We start from the raw sequence: 16107 nt of genomic DNA on the forward strand, positions 1-16107 counted from the left end.
TGTTTGACTTGATGCAAACCATTAAGTAACGAAAATTTTAATCACAATCATTTCATTGAATTAGAAAGGAAGCGTACTGGGTTACCGGTACGCATAGGTGACTAACTTGAATATAAAAAAACTCAGACAAAAAGCATTTACATTAATCGAAATGTTACTCGTCTTATTGATTATTAGCATTTTGCTCATTCTTATTATTCCAAACATCGCCAAGCAATCTGAAAACATCCAAGCTAAAGGTTGTGATGCACAATTGAAAATGGTGAACAGTCAAATTGAAGCATACACACTCAAACACGATAGAAAACCAAATACGATTGACGATTTAGTTCAAGATGGTTTTATAAAAGAAAATCAAAAAAGATGTAAATCAGGGGATGTAATCGCAATTCAAAACGGAGAAGCACATGCTACTTAAACAAGTTTCCGCATTTACTTATATTGAAATGCTCTTTGTATTATCTATTATAAGTGTGCTCCTCATTATACAAATGTCAGCGCCATGGCATAAAGAAGTCTATGCTTCTGACGAATATACACTGAATCGATTGATTTCACAATTTAATTATTATAAAGCAAAAGCGATTAAAGAAGAACAGACGATTATTTTACTGTTCCTAAAAGGGAAAGAACATATTCAAATTAAGCAACAGAATGGACAAAAGGTAGCACCTATCTCATTAAATAAAGGGCTTATCGATTCTAAGACCAATGTACGTTATATCAGCTTCGATAAAATGGGACATATCAATCAGTTTGGTTCTTTGTACTTATCGTTTCATGACCGTCAGTACCGAATCATTTTCCATATTGAAAAAGGGAGACTCCGCTATGAAAAAGTTTGAACCAGCAGGATCCTTTCTCATTGATGCGCTGATTTCCTTTAGTATGATTGCTTTGATATGTATCGTGCTACTACCATTTATTTTACAGTTGAATGAAACATTTCAATCTAAAACAACGGATATAGAGATGAAACGTATTTTATTAGCTTCATTAGATCGATATTCAGAAAAAGAGTTACAGAAAGGTATCCACTATGATTTGTACGACGTTTATAAAAGTAATCAGCGTTATTGCATCAAACATCTATCACAAAATCGGAAGTATTGTACCAAATCTTAAGTATCGAGGTTTTACTTATATTGAATTACTCTTGGCCTTTTTGTTACGAGCTTGATTCTTACGATCATACCACCATTAATTCAGAGTACAGCTTTTTTCAATACCCGAATGAATAGTCATGCAGAGGTCGATTTAGCATTTTTTGATCGAGATGTAACAGCTGATTTACTTGAAGCGGATGATAAAACGGTAGAAATAAAAGACAAGGGTCGTACACTTGTTTTCACAAAACAAAAAGATACTGTAAAGTACACTTTTAAAAACAAGAAGCTCATTAAAATGATCAACAATGATGGGAACATTACGTTACTCAATCGAATCAGTGCATTTCACGTATCGCGAAAAGGTAAATTAATCGTCATCAAAGTGACACTTCAAGAAAAAGGTGGTTCATATAAAAAAACGATTTATTTATAAGTTAGATGCGTTTATATCTCCTTTTATCGCCTCTATACTTATGTTGTATTTTTCATTGATTTCATTTTATACTTTACAATATACGTTGAAATTAACAACATTACATCATATTGAATCTTATTATGACAAACAAATTGAAACGCACATCAAAAAAGGAGATAGAAATAATCAAAATGAGTAATCCCTCACTTATTCTAGTAGGTTTTATGGGTACTGGTAAAAGCACCCTTGGAAAATATATTGCTAATCAAAAATCCCTAACATTTATTGATTTAGACGATTATATCGTTGGAAAGACGTCACAGAATATTCCCGAAATATTCGAAACCAGAGGGGAAGAAGCATTTCGTAAATTAGAATACGAAGCGCTGCAAGAAACGATGTCAAAATATGACATTATTGCAACTGGTGGGGGCATCGTTGAATATGCGCCTTCCTTTGCTTTATTAGACAACGCAAAAAGCGTCATTTGGGTTGATTGTGATTTCGATACAATTTTTTCAAGAATTAAAAATGATAAAAATAGACCTAATGCCAAGAATAAATCTTTTGTCGAATTAAAAAACTTGTATTCGAAACGGGTTTCAAGATATAATGAAATCGCATTCAAAAAGGTGAATAGTATTCAAACAGTTGAAGTTTTAAGTGATGAAATTTTTCAATTGTTAGATTGCGAATGATCGATATCGGAGAGCATAGTTGAGTGATCCATTGATTACTCAAACTATCGCCGAAGGTGCAAGGCAAAGCGTCGAAACTCTCAGGCAGAAGGACGATGTCGTAACGCTCCTTGGAGTGAATGAAACTGGGAAGCAATACTATCCTCTCTTTTGATTTTAAACAAAATTAGGGGGTTTCTAAATGTCTAGTGAATTAAAGCAAACACCACTTTATCAAAAATATGTAGATAGTGGCGCTAAAATTGTAGAATTTGGTGGATGGGCAATGCCTGTTCAATTTACAAGTATTAAAGACGAACACAATGCAGTTCGTAACAACATTGGACTTTTTGATGTAAGCCATATGGGTGAAGTACAAATTAAAGGACCAGAAGCAAGTAAATTAGTACAGTACTTACTTTCTAACGATACAAGTAAAGTTGCTGTAGGCAAAGCTCAATATACCGCTCTATGTAATGAAAAAGGTGGTGTTATTGATGATTTAATCACTTACCAACTTGATGACGAAACCTATGTACTCGTTGTAAACGCTGCAAACACTGACAAAGACTTTGATTGGATGAAATCTCATTCAGATGATTTCGATGCAGAAGTAACAAATGTATCAGATCAATATGGTCAACTTGCAGTACAAGGCCCTAAAGCACGTGATTTAGTAGCTGAACTCGTTGATGTAGATGTATCAGAAATGCAACCATTTGATTTTAAATTAGATGTGACAATTTTCGATAAAAAAGTCATTCTTTCTCAATCAGGTTACACTGGCGAAGATGGTTTCGAAATTTACTGCGATTCAAACGATACTGTAGCGATTTGGGACGGTCTTTTAGAACATGACGTTACACCATGTGGTCTTGGTGCACGTGATACATTGCGTTTAGAAGCAGGTTTACCATTACATGGACAAGATTTAAGCGAATCAATTACACCATATGAAGGTGGCATTGCATTTGCTGCTAAACCATTAATTGATGATGACTTCATCGGTAAATCAGTGTTAAAAGATCAAAAAGAAAATGGTTCTGAATACAGAACTGTAGGTCTAGAAATGATTGATAAAGGTATTCCTCGTACTGGTTATAAAGTATTAGATTTAGACGGTAATGAAATTGGTGAAGTGACTTCTGGTACTCAATCACCATTAACTGGTAAATCTATCGCTTTAGCAATCATTAAACGCAGTGAATTTGAATTAGATAAAGAAATTCTAGTTCAAGTTAGAAAAAGACAAGTTAAAGGGAAAATTGTTAAGAAAAACCAAATTAGCAAATAATTGAAAAGGGGTGTACATTTTGATTCATCGTTATATTCCATTAACTGATAAAGACAGAGAAGAAATGTTACAAACAATTGGTGCAGATTCTATAGATGAACTGTATGAAGATGTACCCAAAGATATTTTACTTAACAGAGAATTAGATATTGCAGATGGTGAAGCAGAAAACACTTTATTCAGACGCTTATCACAAGTTGCTAGTAAAAACGTAACAAAAGAAACACACGCTTCTTTCTTGGGTGCTGGTGTTTATGATCATTATGCACCTGCGTTAGTAGATTCATTGATTTCTCGTTCTGAATTTTATACTGCTTATACACCATATCAACCAGAAATCTCACAAGGGGAATTACAAGCAATCTTTGAATTCCAAACACTTATTTGTGAGTTAACAGAAATGGATATAGCAAATTCATCTATGTACGATGGTATGACAAGTTTTGCTGAAGCTTGTATCTTAGCATTTGCTCAAACTAAGAAAAATAAAATTGTTGTATCTAAAGGGGTACATTACCAAGCACTTCAAGTACTCGACACTTACTCAAAAGTAAGAGACAACTATGAAGTAGTAGAAGTAGACTTAGATGGTACAATTACAGACCTTGAAAAATTAGAACAAGCTGTCGATGATGATACAGCTGCAGTAGCAGTTCAATATCCTAACTTCTACGGCTCAATTGAAGATCTTGAAAAAATCCATTCATTTATTGAGGATAAAAAAGCATTATTCATCGTGTATGCTAACCCATTAGCACTTGGATTATTAACACCTCCAGGTAGCTTTGGTGCAGATATTGTTGTTGGCGATACTCAACCATTTGGTATTCCAACACAATTTGGTGGTCCACACTGTGGTTTCTTTGCTACAACTAAAAAATTAATGCGTAAAGTACCAGGTAGATTAGTTGGACAAACTGAAGATGACGATGGAAATCGTGGTTTCGTATTAACATTACAAGCTCGTGAACAACATATTCGTCGTGAAAAAGCGACTTCTAATATTTGTTCTAACCAAGCACTCAACGCTTTAGCATCTTCAATTTGTATGTCTGCATTAGGTAAACAAGGTGTTTACGAAAGTGCAGTTCAAAACTTTGAAAATGCAAACTATGCAAAATCACAATTCAAAGAAGCTGGTTTTGAAGTTGATAACGGTACTTCATTTAATGAATTCGTTGTTAAATTTGATAAACCAGTTAAAGAAGTCAACGATGCGTTGATTAATGAAGGTATGATTGGTGGCTTTGATTTGAGCGAAGTGTCAGAACAATTTGATAATCATATGTTAGTTGCAGTTACAGAATTGAGAACTAAAGATGAAATTGATACATTTGTTGAGAAAGCAGGTGAGCTTAATGGTAGTAAGTAAATCTAGTCCATTAATTTTCGAACGCTCAAAAGAAGGCAGATTTGCGTATTCTTTATCGAAAAGAGAAATCGACAATGGCGCAGTTGACAAATTATTAGATTCTAAATTTGTAAGAAGCAAAAAAGCTGAATTCCCAGAAGTTGCAGAATTAGATTTAGTACGTCACTATACTGAATTATCTAATAAAAACTTTGGTGTAGATTCTGGTTTCTATCCACTTGGTTCTTGTACGATGAAATACAACCCTAAAATCAACGAAAAAGTGGCACGTATTCCAGGATTTTCAGAAGCACATCCTTTACAAGATGAATCACAAGTTCAAGGTTCTCTTGAAATTATTTATAGCTTACAAGAAGAACTAAAAGAAATTACTGGTATGGATGAAATCACATTACAACCAGCTGCTGGTGCTCATGGTGAATGGACTTCATTAATGATTTTCAAAGCTTACCATCAACATAATGGTGAAGGACACCGTGACGAAGTTATCGTACCTGACTCTGCACACGGTACTAACCCAGCTTCAGCTGCATTCTCAGGCTTTAAAGCTGTCACTGTTAAATCAAATGAACGCGGTGAAGTTGATATCGAAGACTTGAAACGCGTGGTCAATGAAAATACTGCAGCTATCATGTTAACAAACCCTAATACATTAGGTATCTTCGAGAAAAATATCATGGACATTCGTGAAATCGTCCATGAAGCAGGTGGTTTACTTTACTACGATGGTGCAAACTTAAACGCCATTATGGATAAAGTGCGCCCTGGTGACATGGGATTCGATGCCGTACACTTAAACTTGCATAAAACATTCACTGGCCCTCACGGTGGCGGTGGCCCAGGTGCTGGTCCAGTAGGTGTTAAAAAAGAACTTGCTAGCTTCTTACCAAAACCAATGGTCGTTAAAGAAAACGATACTTATAAATATGATAATGACATCGAAAACTCTATCGGTCGTGTGAAACCATTCTACGGTAACTTTGGTATTTACCTACGTGCTTATACGTATATCCGCTCTATGGGTAACGTTGGTTTACGCGAAGTTTCTGAATCAGCAGTACTTAATGCAAACTATATCAAAGCACGCTTGAAAGATCGTTTCGAAATTCCATATGACCAATATTGTAAACACGAATTTGTATTAAGTGGTTCTAAACAAAAAGAACATGGTGTACGTACAATGGATATTGCGAAACGCTTATTAGACTTTGGTATTCATCCGCCAACTAACTACTTCCCACTTATCGTGGATGAAGCAATGATGATTGAACCAACAGAAACTGAATCTAAAGAAACATTAGATTACTTCTGTGACACAATGCTTCAAATTGCGGATGAAGCTGAAAACGATCCTGATAAAGTATTAGAAGCACCACATACAACTATCATTGATCGTTTAGATGAAACAAAAGCAGCACGTAAACCTGTATTAAAATTTGAAGGTTTAAAATCTGAAAAATAATATACAGTTCAAACAATACATCTGATACGTATTTATACGCTTGTTCAAACGTTGAATACCTTAAAGATGAGAAACATTGTTTTATCTACTATCGGGTTAGTAGAGGCATTCGTGCCTTTGCCAGCCCGATTTTCTTTGATACAAAAGGGAATAATGGCACAAAAAAGGCTGGAACACTACGGTGCTCCAGCCTTTAAAGATCATCATATTATTTTTTAGATTTAATTTTACCAGTCCATTTTTTATATCCGCCTTTTAACATGTAGATATCTTTATATCCGTTTTTCTTCAAAATACGGGCAGCACGGTAACTGGCTATACCATTTGCATCACAAAGATATACGGGTTGGTCTTTTCTTAAACCTTGATATCTTTGTTTAAACATCGTAATTGGGATATTTCTTGCACCATTGATATGTCCATAGTCATAATCAACTTTTTCTCTGACATCTATTACTTGGGCTTTTCTCATCCCTTGATGGAATTCATATTGATTTAATTCTTCAACTGATCTTTTGTTTATAATGGCGTTGAAAATCATATACCCAACGACGATGACTAATAATATAACAATTATCCACAAACTACTCATCTTGCATCCTCCCTAATTAAACGATATTATATATTATAAGGCTGATAGCGTAATTTATCAAAGTATATCTGTCATTCTTCTAGGGGTATGCAACTATTTGTGATTAAATTCGCTTAACTTGTTTTTGATTTGTAGAGACAAAAGTGTGGGGAGATTTTAAAATGACTGAAACTTGGAATTTTATCAATACGTGGAGTAATGATCCATATTATAACATGGCGATGGATGAAGCGTTACTCAATTTTGTTTCAAGAGGAGAAATAGCGCCTGTGATTCGGTTTTATACATGGGATCCAGCGACCTTATCTATTGGCTACTTCCAACGCATCCATCGAGATATTGATGTGGATAAAGTAAGAGAAAAAGGATATGGATTAGTGAGACGTCAGACAGGTGGTAGAGGCGTCTTACATGATAAAGAACTAACTTACAGTGTGATTGTACCTGAATCACATCCGCGTATGCCATCCACGGTTACAGAGGCTTATCGCGTGATTTCCGAAGGGCTTTTAGAAGGGTTCAAAAACTTAGGATTCGATGCTTATTTTGCGATTCCACAGACGAAAGCAGAACGAGATTTGTTGAAACAACCGCATAGTGCCGTTTGTTTTGATGCACCGAGTTGGTATGAACTCGTTGTAGAAGGTCGAAAGATTGCAGGTAGTGCGCAAGTGAGACAAAAAGGCGTGATCCTTCAACACGGTTCACTGTTACAAGATGTAGATGTCGATGACCTTTTCGATATGTTCAAATTTAAACATGATCGCTTACGAGATAAAATGAAGGCTTCATTTAGGGATAAAGCAGTCGCAATCAATGATATAGCTGATAGACATGTCACAATCAGCGAGATGGAAGAAGCGTTTGCAGCTGGGTTCCAAAAAGCACTTAACCTCGATTTTAAACCTCTAGAACTCACAGCAGCACAGGAAAACGAAGTAAACACCTATATCGAAAAATTTAAATCTGATGAGTGGAATTATAGAAAATAACAGCAAAAATAAGCCGGAAGACGATAAATCGTCAATTCCGGCTCTTTTTATATTCATATTAACGGCGACGATGTTGTTTTCTATATTTACGTTTCGCCTTTTTATACTTACGTTGATCTTCTGTAAGGAAAAAGAAATAGTAGATGAGATATAAAATAACCCCAATGACTACTAAACTAATAAACACATTGAGTAAGCCAAAAATAAAATGGTCTAAATTCACGATTAAACCGATGGCTGCTACGATCAATATGAAGTAGAACAAACCTTTTTTTAACATGTTAACCCTCCCAAGTTTGGTTGAAACGTGCTATTGATTTAAATTAATAGACACTAAATCACTTTGTCCATCTTTGATTTTATCTTCATCTTTTGAAGCGTATCCTTCACTGATATCTTTGAGTGATGAACTTAATTTTTTATTTATTTTTTTAATGCTTTTCGCTTTGTCTTTAACTTCGCTTGATGTTTTACCTGACGTATCGATGTCTTCTGTATATTGATCATAAGCTTGATCGATATCGCGTTGAATATCATCTAATTTCTTCTTAATGTTTTCTTTTCCTTTATTTTGAGAAATCTCTTCCTCGATATGATTATACTTATTTATCGCTTTGTTGATGTCACTGTAGTAGTTTGAAGTTGCCTCTAGATTCTTCGCTTTTTTATTATTACTTTTCGCTTTAGACATATTTGCTTTATCTTTTTTCAGACTGTTTATTTTACTTTTTTCATTATTGATTGAGTGATTGAGTTCTTGAATGTCTATTTTTAGCTGATGATTGTCATCACGTAACTTTGTCGTTTTATCTTCGAGCGGTCCGAGATCTTGACTTCCACAGCCTGCGAGTAAAACGGACAAGGATACGATCGTCACTAATTTCTTTTTCATTTCCTAACTCCTAATTTTTTAACTATTCATGTATATGTTAATTATGCTATCATTTTAATGTATATATAAAGATTGTACAAATTTATTGAATAGGAGGATGAGGGGATGACTCGTTTAGAAACACTCAAAAATAAACTGCAGGATGAACAATTGGACGCTATTGTGGTGTTATCAGATTATAATCGTCGTTATTTATCAAAATTTTCAGGAACTAGCGGTGCATTAGTGATTACAACATCTGATCAATACTTACTCACAGATTTCAGATACATAGAGCAAGCAACGAATGAGGCAACAGAATTTGAAATCGTAAATCAACAAGGTAATCTGATCGACGCTATTGTGAAGCAACTTGAATCTGTCAACGCTGAAAATGTAGGATTCGAAGGGGATTTAATCAGTTATGACCAATTTACACAACTCGATAAAGGTCAGTATTCACTTCAAAGTATTTCTGGATTAATTGAAAAAATTAGAGAAGTGAAAGACGAAGATGAAATAAAACTCATCCAACAAGCAGCTGATATTGCAGACGAAGCTTATGAGTATATTTTGACGGTTGTCAAAGCAGGTATGACGGAACAACAAGTGAAAGCGAAATTAGAAAGTAAAATGCTTGAACTCGGAGCAGAAGGAACTTCTTTCACTACGATTGTTGCTTCAGGCCAACGTGGCGCGCTCCCACATGGTGTCGCAAGTGATAAAGCAATCGAAAATGGCGACTTAGTTACACTTGATTTCGGAGCATATTATAAAGGATATGCTTCAGATATGACGCGTACATTTGCTGTTGGTCAACCTGACCAAAAACTAGTCGATATTTATAATATTGTATTAGAAGCGAATCAAAAAGGGATTGAAGCAGCTAAACCAGGCATTACGGGTAAAGCATTAGATGCTGTAGCACGTGACTATATTGCAGAAAAAGTATATGGCGATGCGTTTGGTCATTCATTAGGTCACGGTATTGGACTTGACGTTCATGAAGGACCAGCCATTTCAAAAAATAGTGATGCTACATTAAATGTCAATCAATGTGTTACAATTGAACCTGGCATTTATGTTGAAGGTTTAGGCGGCGTTCGCATTGAAGATGATATTCTCATCACAGAAAATGGGTGTCAGCGCTTTACTAAATCTACAAGAGACCTTATTATTTTATAATATAGCGTAAAATTGAGGAGGAAAACTGAATGATTTCGGTTAATGATTTTAAAACAGGTTTAACAATTTCTGTAGACAATGGTATTTGGAAAGTCATTGATTTCCAACACGTAAAACCAGGAAAAGGTTCTGCCTTTGTGCGTTCTAAATTAAAAAACTTAAGAACAGGGGCTATCCAAGAAAAAACATTCAGAGCTGGTGAAAAAGTAGAACAAGCGATGATTGAAAATCGTCGTATGCAATACTTATATGCCGATGGTGATACACATGTGTTCATGGATAATGAAACATTCGAACAAACTGAATTACCAGCTGATCAATTAACTGACGAATTGAAATTCCTTAAAGCAAACATGGAAGTTCAAATTCAAAGTTATGAAGGCGAAACAATCGGTATTGAATTACCTAAAACAGTTGAGTTAGAAGTGACTGAAACTGAACCAGGTATCAAAGGTAACACAGCTACAGGTGCGACTAAATCTGCGACAGTTGAAACTGGATATGAACTCAACGTACCTCTATTCGTCAATGAAGGCGATGTACTTGTCATTAACACAAGTGATGGTAGCTATATCTCAAGATCTTAATTCACTCAAATTATAAAATGAAGGCACATGAATTGATTTAGCATTAGTTATCGAATCTGAGGCGAGTCATTTGGACGTCGCAATAGGAACGAACAAGTTAGAGCGAATCATTTCATGGAGCGGGAATATGGAATCTAAATGCTTACATTAAATAAATTAATGTAAGAGCATAAGGCAACATTAATAGCTTGTTAGGCGTGAGTAGTAGGACCTCTCCAATGCTCCAAACACTGCACCGTTCGCTTGCTAGCTGATTCAATAAGCATACGTACAAACTTGTTGAACTGGTCACGTTGTCACTTACACATTTATGATTTCTTTCCCGCTTTTTTCATTACTACGCTCAACGACTGAAAGACGCGTATATGGATACTTGAATTGAATATTATAGTCAAGTAAAATAAAATAGATAGATGAAATTATTCTGAAGGAGTCTGGATTTATGAATTTTAAAGAAATAAAAGAATTGATAGATATCTTAGATCAATCAAATTTAACTGAAATCAACATTGATGATAAAGGCGGCAGTGTTGTTCTTAAGAAAGAAAAAGAAACTGAAATCATCACGCCACAAGTTTCAGGACAAGTCGCACAAGCGCAAGCACCTCAAGCTGAAGCTCCTGCACAAAATCCTGCACCTGAAGCGCAATCAAACACATCAGAATCAGAAACAAGCGATGATTTACAAACAATCAATGCTCCTATGGTAGGTACATTTTATAAATCTCCTTCCCCTGAAGAAAGCGCGTACGTACAAGTCGGTGACACGGTTTCCAAAGATTCAACGGTATGTATTCTAGAAGCGATGAAATTATTTAACGAAATCCAAGCTGAAGTCTCAGGCGAAATTACAGAAATTCTAGTAGAAGACGGTCAAATGGTTGAGTATGGCCAACCGTTATTTAAGGTGAAATAATGAATAAAATATTAATTGCTAACCGCGGAGAAATTGCTGTTCGCATTATTCGCGCATGTCATGAATTGGGATTACAAACCGTTGCAATATATTCTGAAGGAGACAAAGACGCATTACATACTCAAATTGCTGATGAAGCATATTGCGTAGGTCCTACTCAGTCTAAAGATTCTTATTTAAATATCCCAAATATCCTTTCAATTGCTACTTCTACAGGCTGCGATGCCGTACACCCAGGTTATGGTTTCCTCGCTGAAAATGGTGATTTTGCAGAACTGTGTGAAGCATGCCAATTACAATTTATTGGACCTAGTTATGAGTCTATCCAAAAAATGGGTATCAAAGACGTAGCTAAAGAGGAAATGAAAAAAGCAGACGTCCCTGTTGTACCAGGTAGTGATGGTTTAATGGAATCAATTGATGATGCCAAAGCCATTGCAGAACGCATTGGCTATCCAGTGATCATTAAAGCAACTGCTGGTGGTGGCGGTAAAGGAATCCGTGTTGCGAGAGATGAAAAAGAGTTAGAAAATGGCTTCAAAATGACGCAAAAAGAAGCAGAAACTGCATTTGGCAACGGCGGCCTTTATTTGGAAAAATATATAGAGAACTTTAGACACATTGAAATTCAAATTATGGGTGACAAATTTGGTAATGTGGTGCATTTAGGTGAACGTGATTGTACAATCCAACGACGTATGCAAAAACTTGTTGAAGAATCACCTTCTCAAATATTGACGGACGACAAGCGTGAAGAAATGGGTCAAGCTGCAGTCAGAGCTGCACAAGCTGTAAACTATGAAAATGCCGGTACGGTAGAATTCATATACGACCTTGAAACAAATGACTTTTATTTCATGGAAATGAATACGCGAATTCAAGTTGAACATCCAGTAACAGAGATGGTTACGGGTGTGGATCTTGTGCGTCTACAATTAAAAATAGCTGCTGGAGAACCACTTCCTTTCAAACAAGAAGATATCAACATGAACGGACATGCGATTGAATTCCGTATCAATGCAGAAAATCCTTACAAAAACTTTATGCCTTCACCTGGTAAGATTACGCAATATTTAGCACCTGGTGGATTTGGCGTCCGTGTGGAATCAGCATGTTATACTAATTATACAATCCCTCCTTATTATGACTCTATGGTCGGTAAATTAATCGTACATGAACCAACACGAGAACAAGCGATTAAGACAGGTATTCGCGCTTTAGGTGAATACTTAGTATTAGGTATTGATACAACGATTCCGTTCCACTTACGTTTACTTAACCATGAAGTCTTTAATCGAGGCGATTACAACACGAAATTCTTGGAAAAATACAACATAATGGATGAAGATATGGAATAGGAGGCTTGCCCATGGTGAAAGTATCACAACCTTCACATACCCACTTAGGTAAAGTAGAAATTGCGCCTGAAGTCATCACAGTCATAGCGAGTATCGCAACTGCAGAAGTCAAAGGTTTACAGGGACGTTTTAAAGAGCTGAAACAATCTCATTTCGAGCGTGTGAATCCTAAGCAGCTCAGTAAGGATGTCAAAGTATATAGTAAAGATGACGGCATCTACATTGATGTTTATTGTGTGTTAGAGCATGAGGTGAATATTTCAAAAACAGCCAAAGCGATACAAAGTTCTATTTTCAACTCACTCACAACGATGATTGCTGTAGAGCCTGCACAAATTAATATTCATATTACACATATTGCTTAATCTAAAATTTTAACTTAGAAATTCAAATTTGAAGGGGTTTATCATGAGTCGAAAAGAATCAAGAAAACAAGCATTTCAAACGCTGTTTCAATTGGAAATCAAAGACAATGATTTAACAATTGAAGAGGCCATTAGTTTTATAAAAGATGATGATCCAGATTTAGAATTTGATTTTATTCATTGGTTAGTGACCGGTGTGAAAGATCATGAACCTGTTTTAGATCAAAAAATCCAACCCTACTTAAAAGATTGGACACTAGAAAGATTATTGAAATCAGATCGCATTATCTTGCGTATGGCAACATTTGAATTATTAAACAGTGAGACACCTGATAAAGTGATTATTAATGAAGCGGTAGAGCTCGCTAAACAATTCAGTGATGAAGATCATTATAAATTTATCAACGGTGTGCTCAGTAATATTAAATAAAAGAGTGATAAACGATGGCAGATTATTTAAATGTTTCAGCTTTAACTAAATATATCAAATATAAATTTGATCAAGATCCCCATCTTCAGTCCGTTTTACTTAAAGGCGAGATTTCAAATTTCAAGAAACACTCTAGTGGTCATTTATATTTTAACGTGAAAGATAATCAGAGCGTCATTAATGCGATGATGTTTAAAGGTAACGCTGCTAAATTAGATTTTGAACCCAAAGAGGGAGACGAAGTACTAATTGAGGCACGTGTTTCTGTTTATGAGCGACGCGGGAATTATCAAATTTACGTGAATAAGATGCATATAGACGGTGTTGGTAATTTGTATCAACGTCTTGAAGCGTTGAAAAAGAAACTGAACCAAGAGGGTTATTTCGATCAACGATATAAAAAACCTATCCCTAAGTATCCTAATAAAATCGCTGTCCTCACTGCATCAACAGGTGCAGCAATCAGAGATATTGAATCTACCATTCGTAGCCGTTATCCTCTCGTAGAAATTGAAAAAATAAGTACGCTTGTCCAAGAAAAGCAAGCGAAAGATGATATTATTGAAAAACTTGCTTATGCCGATACACTAGACGCAGATACAATCATCTTAGGTCGTGGTGGGGGTTCCATAGAAGACTTGTGGAATTTCAACGAGGAAACCGTTGTACATGCTATTTTTAACTGTCAAACACCCGTCATCTCCTCTGTAGGACACGAGACTGATTTTACGTTAAGTGATTTTGTTGCGGATTATCGTGCGGCAACACCTACACAAGCCGCTGTCATTGCGACACCTGACCAAGCTGAGTTAAGACAGCAATTGAAGCAGGTTCAGTTAGTGTTAATGCGTAATATTAAGCAGCAACTTCAACAACATCGTAAACATCTCGAACATCTGACTTCCTATTACAAATTCAAGAGTCCTTCGTTGTTGTATGATCAGCATATACAACGTAGAGATGATCTAGAGAAACAACTTCAGTTAAAAATCAAAATGATCATCAACGAAAATCATCAACAGTTGAAACTGCTCAAACAACAATTCAGTTTGAAAAAAATAAGTGCAGAAATAGAACGTAAACAACAACAAACCCAACAATCTGTGCATTTTCTAGTCAAAACATTAACCCAAAATGTGACGCAGCATAGACAGCGTCTGAAAAATAACATCGAAAATTTGGATCGACTCAGTCCAACCCAAACGATGTTACGCGGTTATACTATCGTTAATAAGGCAGACCAGGTTATCACGAGCACTCACGACCTAAAAGCACAAGATCAAATTCAGTTAACGATGAAAGATGGTCAAGTAGATGCAGAAGTTAAGAAAGTAAGGTGTAATGATGACGAATAAAGAAAATCAAAGTTTTGAAGAAATGATGTCAGAATTAGAAAATATTGTTCAAAAACTTGATAACGAAACTGTTTCCTTAGAGGAATCTTTGGAACTTTATCAACGCGGAATGAAATTGTCTGCATCTTGTGAAGATACATTGAAAAACGCTGAGAAAAAAGTAAACGAAATGATTAAGAATGAAGATGAAGATGAAGAGGAAGTTTCTGATGATGAATCAGCAGATGAATGAGTTTGTCCGTAAGATTGAAGAAGAATTAGCAATCGCTATACCTTCTTCCCAACTGAATACAAATCTCGAAGAAAGTATGCGCTATTCGCTAGAAGCGGGTAGTAAACGTATGCGTCCGCTATTGCTTCTCGTCACGTTAGATATGTTGACTTCTAACATTGCACAAGGCATGCGAACAGCAGTCGCTTTAGAGATGATTCATACATATTCACTAATACATGATGATTTACCTGCGATGGATAATGACGATTATCGTAGAGGTAAATTAACCAATCATAAAGTTTACGGTGATTGGAAAGCGATTCTTGCAGGTGATGCGTTACTTACAAAAGCATTCGAAATGATTAGCTTTGATGATCAATTAACGAGTGATGTTAAAGTGCGATTGATACAACGTTTATCCCAAGCGAGTGGACATCTTGGAATGGTTGGCGGCCAAGTCCTTGATATGGAAAGCGAGAACAAACAAATCGATTTAGAGACGTTGCAACAAATTCATCGTGCAAAAACAGGGGCATTACTTGAATTTGCGATTATGGCTGCAGTCGATATTGCTCAGCCAGATAAAGAGACAGCACAAGTACTTGAAAAGTACGGTCAACATCTCGGATTGATGTTCCAAATTAAAGATGACTTGTTAGATGTATTTGGTGACGAAGCAAAACTAGGTAAAAAAGTCGGTAGTGACGTAGAGAATAATAAAAGTACGTATGTTTCTTTATTAGGTGAACAGGGCGCCAAAGACAAACTTAATGAAGAAGTGGAACGAGCTTATGACTCACTGCATCAAATCAATTCACAATACGATACATCTCATTTAGAAACAATCATTGAAATATTTAATCATAGAAATCATTAACAAGATGGGTGGATGATGCGTTGGGTGTCGTTCACC

General features: G+C 35.8%; 21 protein-coding genes and 1 riboswitch. Of the genes, 18 read left to right on the plus strand and 3 right to left on the minus strand.

The window, feature by feature from the left end; translation table 11 throughout:
* Nucleotides 1-106 precede the first annotated feature (106 nt).
* From comGC to gcvPB, 8 genes are all read left to right on the plus strand, one after another.
* Complete coding sequence (gene comGC / locus ACSBRB_RS01445) at nucleotides 107-418, plus strand: competence type IV pilus major pilin ComGC (RefSeq protein WP_435031287.1); 312 nt, start codon at nucleotides 107-109, stop codon at nucleotides 416-418.
* Entirely contained in the window at nucleotides 408-845 is a 438-nt protein-coding gene (gene comGD / locus ACSBRB_RS01450; RefSeq protein ID WP_435031288.1) for a competence type IV pilus minor pilin ComGD, read from the plus strand. Before comGC ends, comGD begins: the two co-directional genes overlap by 11 nt.
* Nucleotides 832-1125, plus strand: coding sequence for a hypothetical protein (locus ACSBRB_RS01455; protein WP_435031289.1), 294 nt, complete (start codon nucleotides 832-834; stop codon nucleotides 1123-1125). The genes comGD and ACSBRB_RS01455 overlap by 14 nt, the downstream gene beginning before the upstream one ends.
* Before the next feature lie 108 nt (nucleotides 1126-1233).
* A complete protein-coding gene (locus ACSBRB_RS01460) occupies nucleotides 1234-1542 on the plus strand; it encodes a competence type IV pilus minor pilin ComGF (protein ID WP_435031290.1) in 309 nt (102 codons plus the stop codon).
* Between the two features lie 206 nt (nucleotides 1543-1748).
* On the plus strand, nucleotides 1749-2222 hold the full coding sequence (locus ACSBRB_RS01465; RefSeq protein WP_435031291.1) for a shikimate kinase: 474 nt from the start codon (nucleotides 1749-1751) through the stop codon (nucleotides 2220-2222).
* A riboswitch (glycine riboswitch) is annotated at nucleotides 2219-2328 on the plus strand. (Overlaps the previous gene by 4 nt.)
* Nucleotides 2329-2403: 75 nt before the next feature.
* Complete coding sequence (gene gcvT, locus ACSBRB_RS01470; RefSeq protein ID WP_435031292.1) at nucleotides 2404-3495, plus strand: glycine cleavage system aminomethyltransferase GcvT; 1092 nt, start codon at nucleotides 2404-2406, stop codon at nucleotides 3493-3495.
* A gap of 19 nt (nucleotides 3496-3514) precedes the next feature.
* Nucleotides 3515-4867, plus strand: a complete 1353-nt coding sequence (gene gcvPA, locus ACSBRB_RS01475; protein ID WP_435031293.1) for an aminomethyl-transferring glycine dehydrogenase subunit GcvPA — start codon at nucleotides 3515-3517, stop codon at nucleotides 4865-4867.
* Complete coding sequence (gene gcvPB, locus ACSBRB_RS01480) at nucleotides 4854-6329, plus strand: aminomethyl-transferring glycine dehydrogenase subunit GcvPB (RefSeq protein WP_435031294.1); 1476 nt, start codon at nucleotides 4854-4856, stop codon at nucleotides 6327-6329. The genes gcvPA and gcvPB overlap by 14 nt, the downstream gene beginning before the upstream one ends.
* Nucleotides 6330-6537: 208 nt before the next feature.
* On the opposite strand, the gene ACSBRB_RS01485 is transcribed toward gcvPB, so the two are convergent.
* Nucleotides 6538-6921, minus strand: a complete 384-nt coding sequence (locus ACSBRB_RS01485) for a rhodanese-like domain-containing protein (protein WP_059107300.1) — start codon at nucleotides 6919-6921, stop codon at nucleotides 6538-6540.
* A 161-nt stretch (nucleotides 6922-7082) separates the two neighbouring features.
* Here ACSBRB_RS01485 and ACSBRB_RS01490 point away from each other — a divergent pair, with 161 nt between their 5' ends.
* A complete protein-coding gene (locus ACSBRB_RS01490; RefSeq protein WP_435031295.1) occupies nucleotides 7083-7913 on the plus strand; it encodes a lipoate--protein ligase family protein in 831 nt (276 codons plus the stop codon).
* Nucleotides 7914-7971: 58 nt separating this feature from the next.
* Here the strand turns inward: ACSBRB_RS01490 and ACSBRB_RS01495 are convergent, their stop codons facing one another.
* Together ACSBRB_RS01495 and ACSBRB_RS01500 are read right to left on the minus strand one after the other, a co-directional pair.
* Nucleotides 7972-8193, minus strand: a complete 222-nt coding sequence (locus tag ACSBRB_RS01495) for an SA1362 family protein (protein ID WP_435031296.1) — start codon at nucleotides 8191-8193, stop codon at nucleotides 7972-7974.
* Nucleotides 8194-8223: 30 nt separating this feature from the next.
* The gene (locus ACSBRB_RS01500) at nucleotides 8224-8805 is read right to left on the minus strand and encodes a hypothetical protein (RefSeq protein WP_435031297.1); all 582 of its coding nucleotides are present in this window, start codon (nucleotides 8803-8805) and stop codon (nucleotides 8224-8226) included.
* A 105-nt stretch (nucleotides 8806-8910) separates the two neighbouring features.
* On the opposite strand from ACSBRB_RS01500, the gene ACSBRB_RS01505 reads away from it, so the two are divergent.
* The 9 genes from ACSBRB_RS01505 (at nucleotide 8911) to ACSBRB_RS01545 (ending at nucleotide 16071) form a co-directional block, all read left to right on the plus strand.
* Complete coding sequence (locus ACSBRB_RS01505) at nucleotides 8911-9969, plus strand: M24 family metallopeptidase (RefSeq protein ID WP_435031298.1); 1059 nt, start codon at nucleotides 8911-8913, stop codon at nucleotides 9967-9969.
* Nucleotides 9970-9998: 29 nt separating this feature from the next.
* Nucleotides 9999-10556, plus strand: a complete 558-nt coding sequence (gene efp, locus ACSBRB_RS01510) for an elongation factor P (protein ID WP_435031299.1) — start codon at nucleotides 9999-10001, stop codon at nucleotides 10554-10556.
* Between the two features lie 442 nt (nucleotides 10557-10998).
* Nucleotides 10999-11472: an acetyl-CoA carboxylase biotin carboxyl carrier protein gene (gene accB / locus ACSBRB_RS01515; protein WP_435031300.1), complete on the plus strand. Its 474-nt coding sequence runs from the start codon at nucleotides 10999-11001 to the stop codon at nucleotides 11470-11472.
* Nucleotides 11472-12830, plus strand: a complete 1359-nt coding sequence (accC, locus tag ACSBRB_RS01520; protein ID WP_435031301.1) for an acetyl-CoA carboxylase biotin carboxylase subunit — start codon at nucleotides 11472-11474, stop codon at nucleotides 12828-12830. The genes accB and accC overlap by 1 nt, the downstream gene beginning before the upstream one ends.
* 11 nt (nucleotides 12831-12841) lie before the next feature.
* Nucleotides 12842-13195, plus strand: coding sequence for an Asp23/Gls24 family envelope stress response protein (locus ACSBRB_RS01525; protein ID WP_435031302.1), 354 nt, complete (start codon nucleotides 12842-12844; stop codon nucleotides 13193-13195).
* A 43-nt stretch (nucleotides 13196-13238) separates the two neighbouring features.
* On the plus strand, nucleotides 13239-13625 hold the full coding sequence (nusB, locus tag ACSBRB_RS01530; RefSeq protein ID WP_059107309.1) for a transcription antitermination factor NusB: 387 nt from the start codon (nucleotides 13239-13241) through the stop codon (nucleotides 13623-13625).
* A gap of 14 nt (nucleotides 13626-13639) precedes the next feature.
* Entirely contained in the window at nucleotides 13640-14980 is a 1341-nt protein-coding gene (gene xseA / locus ACSBRB_RS01535) for an exodeoxyribonuclease VII large subunit (protein ID WP_435031303.1), read from the plus strand.
* The gene (locus tag ACSBRB_RS01540; protein WP_435031304.1) at nucleotides 14970-15212 is read left to right on the plus strand and encodes an exodeoxyribonuclease VII small subunit; all 243 of its coding nucleotides are present in this window, start codon (nucleotides 14970-14972) and stop codon (nucleotides 15210-15212) included. Before xseA ends, ACSBRB_RS01540 begins: the two co-directional genes overlap by 11 nt.
* Nucleotides 15190-16071, plus strand: a complete 882-nt coding sequence (locus tag ACSBRB_RS01545; RefSeq protein WP_435031305.1) for a polyprenyl synthetase family protein — start codon at nucleotides 15190-15192, stop codon at nucleotides 16069-16071. Before ACSBRB_RS01540 ends, ACSBRB_RS01545 begins: the two co-directional genes overlap by 23 nt.
* The last annotated feature ends 36 nt before the right edge of the window (nucleotides 16072-16107 follow it).

Origin of the sequence: Staphylococcus auricularis (assembly GCF_051172115.1) — a bacterium.
In the GTDB taxonomy this organism is placed as follows: domain Bacteria; phylum Bacillota; class Bacilli; order Staphylococcales; family Staphylococcaceae; genus Staphylococcus; species Staphylococcus auricularis_A.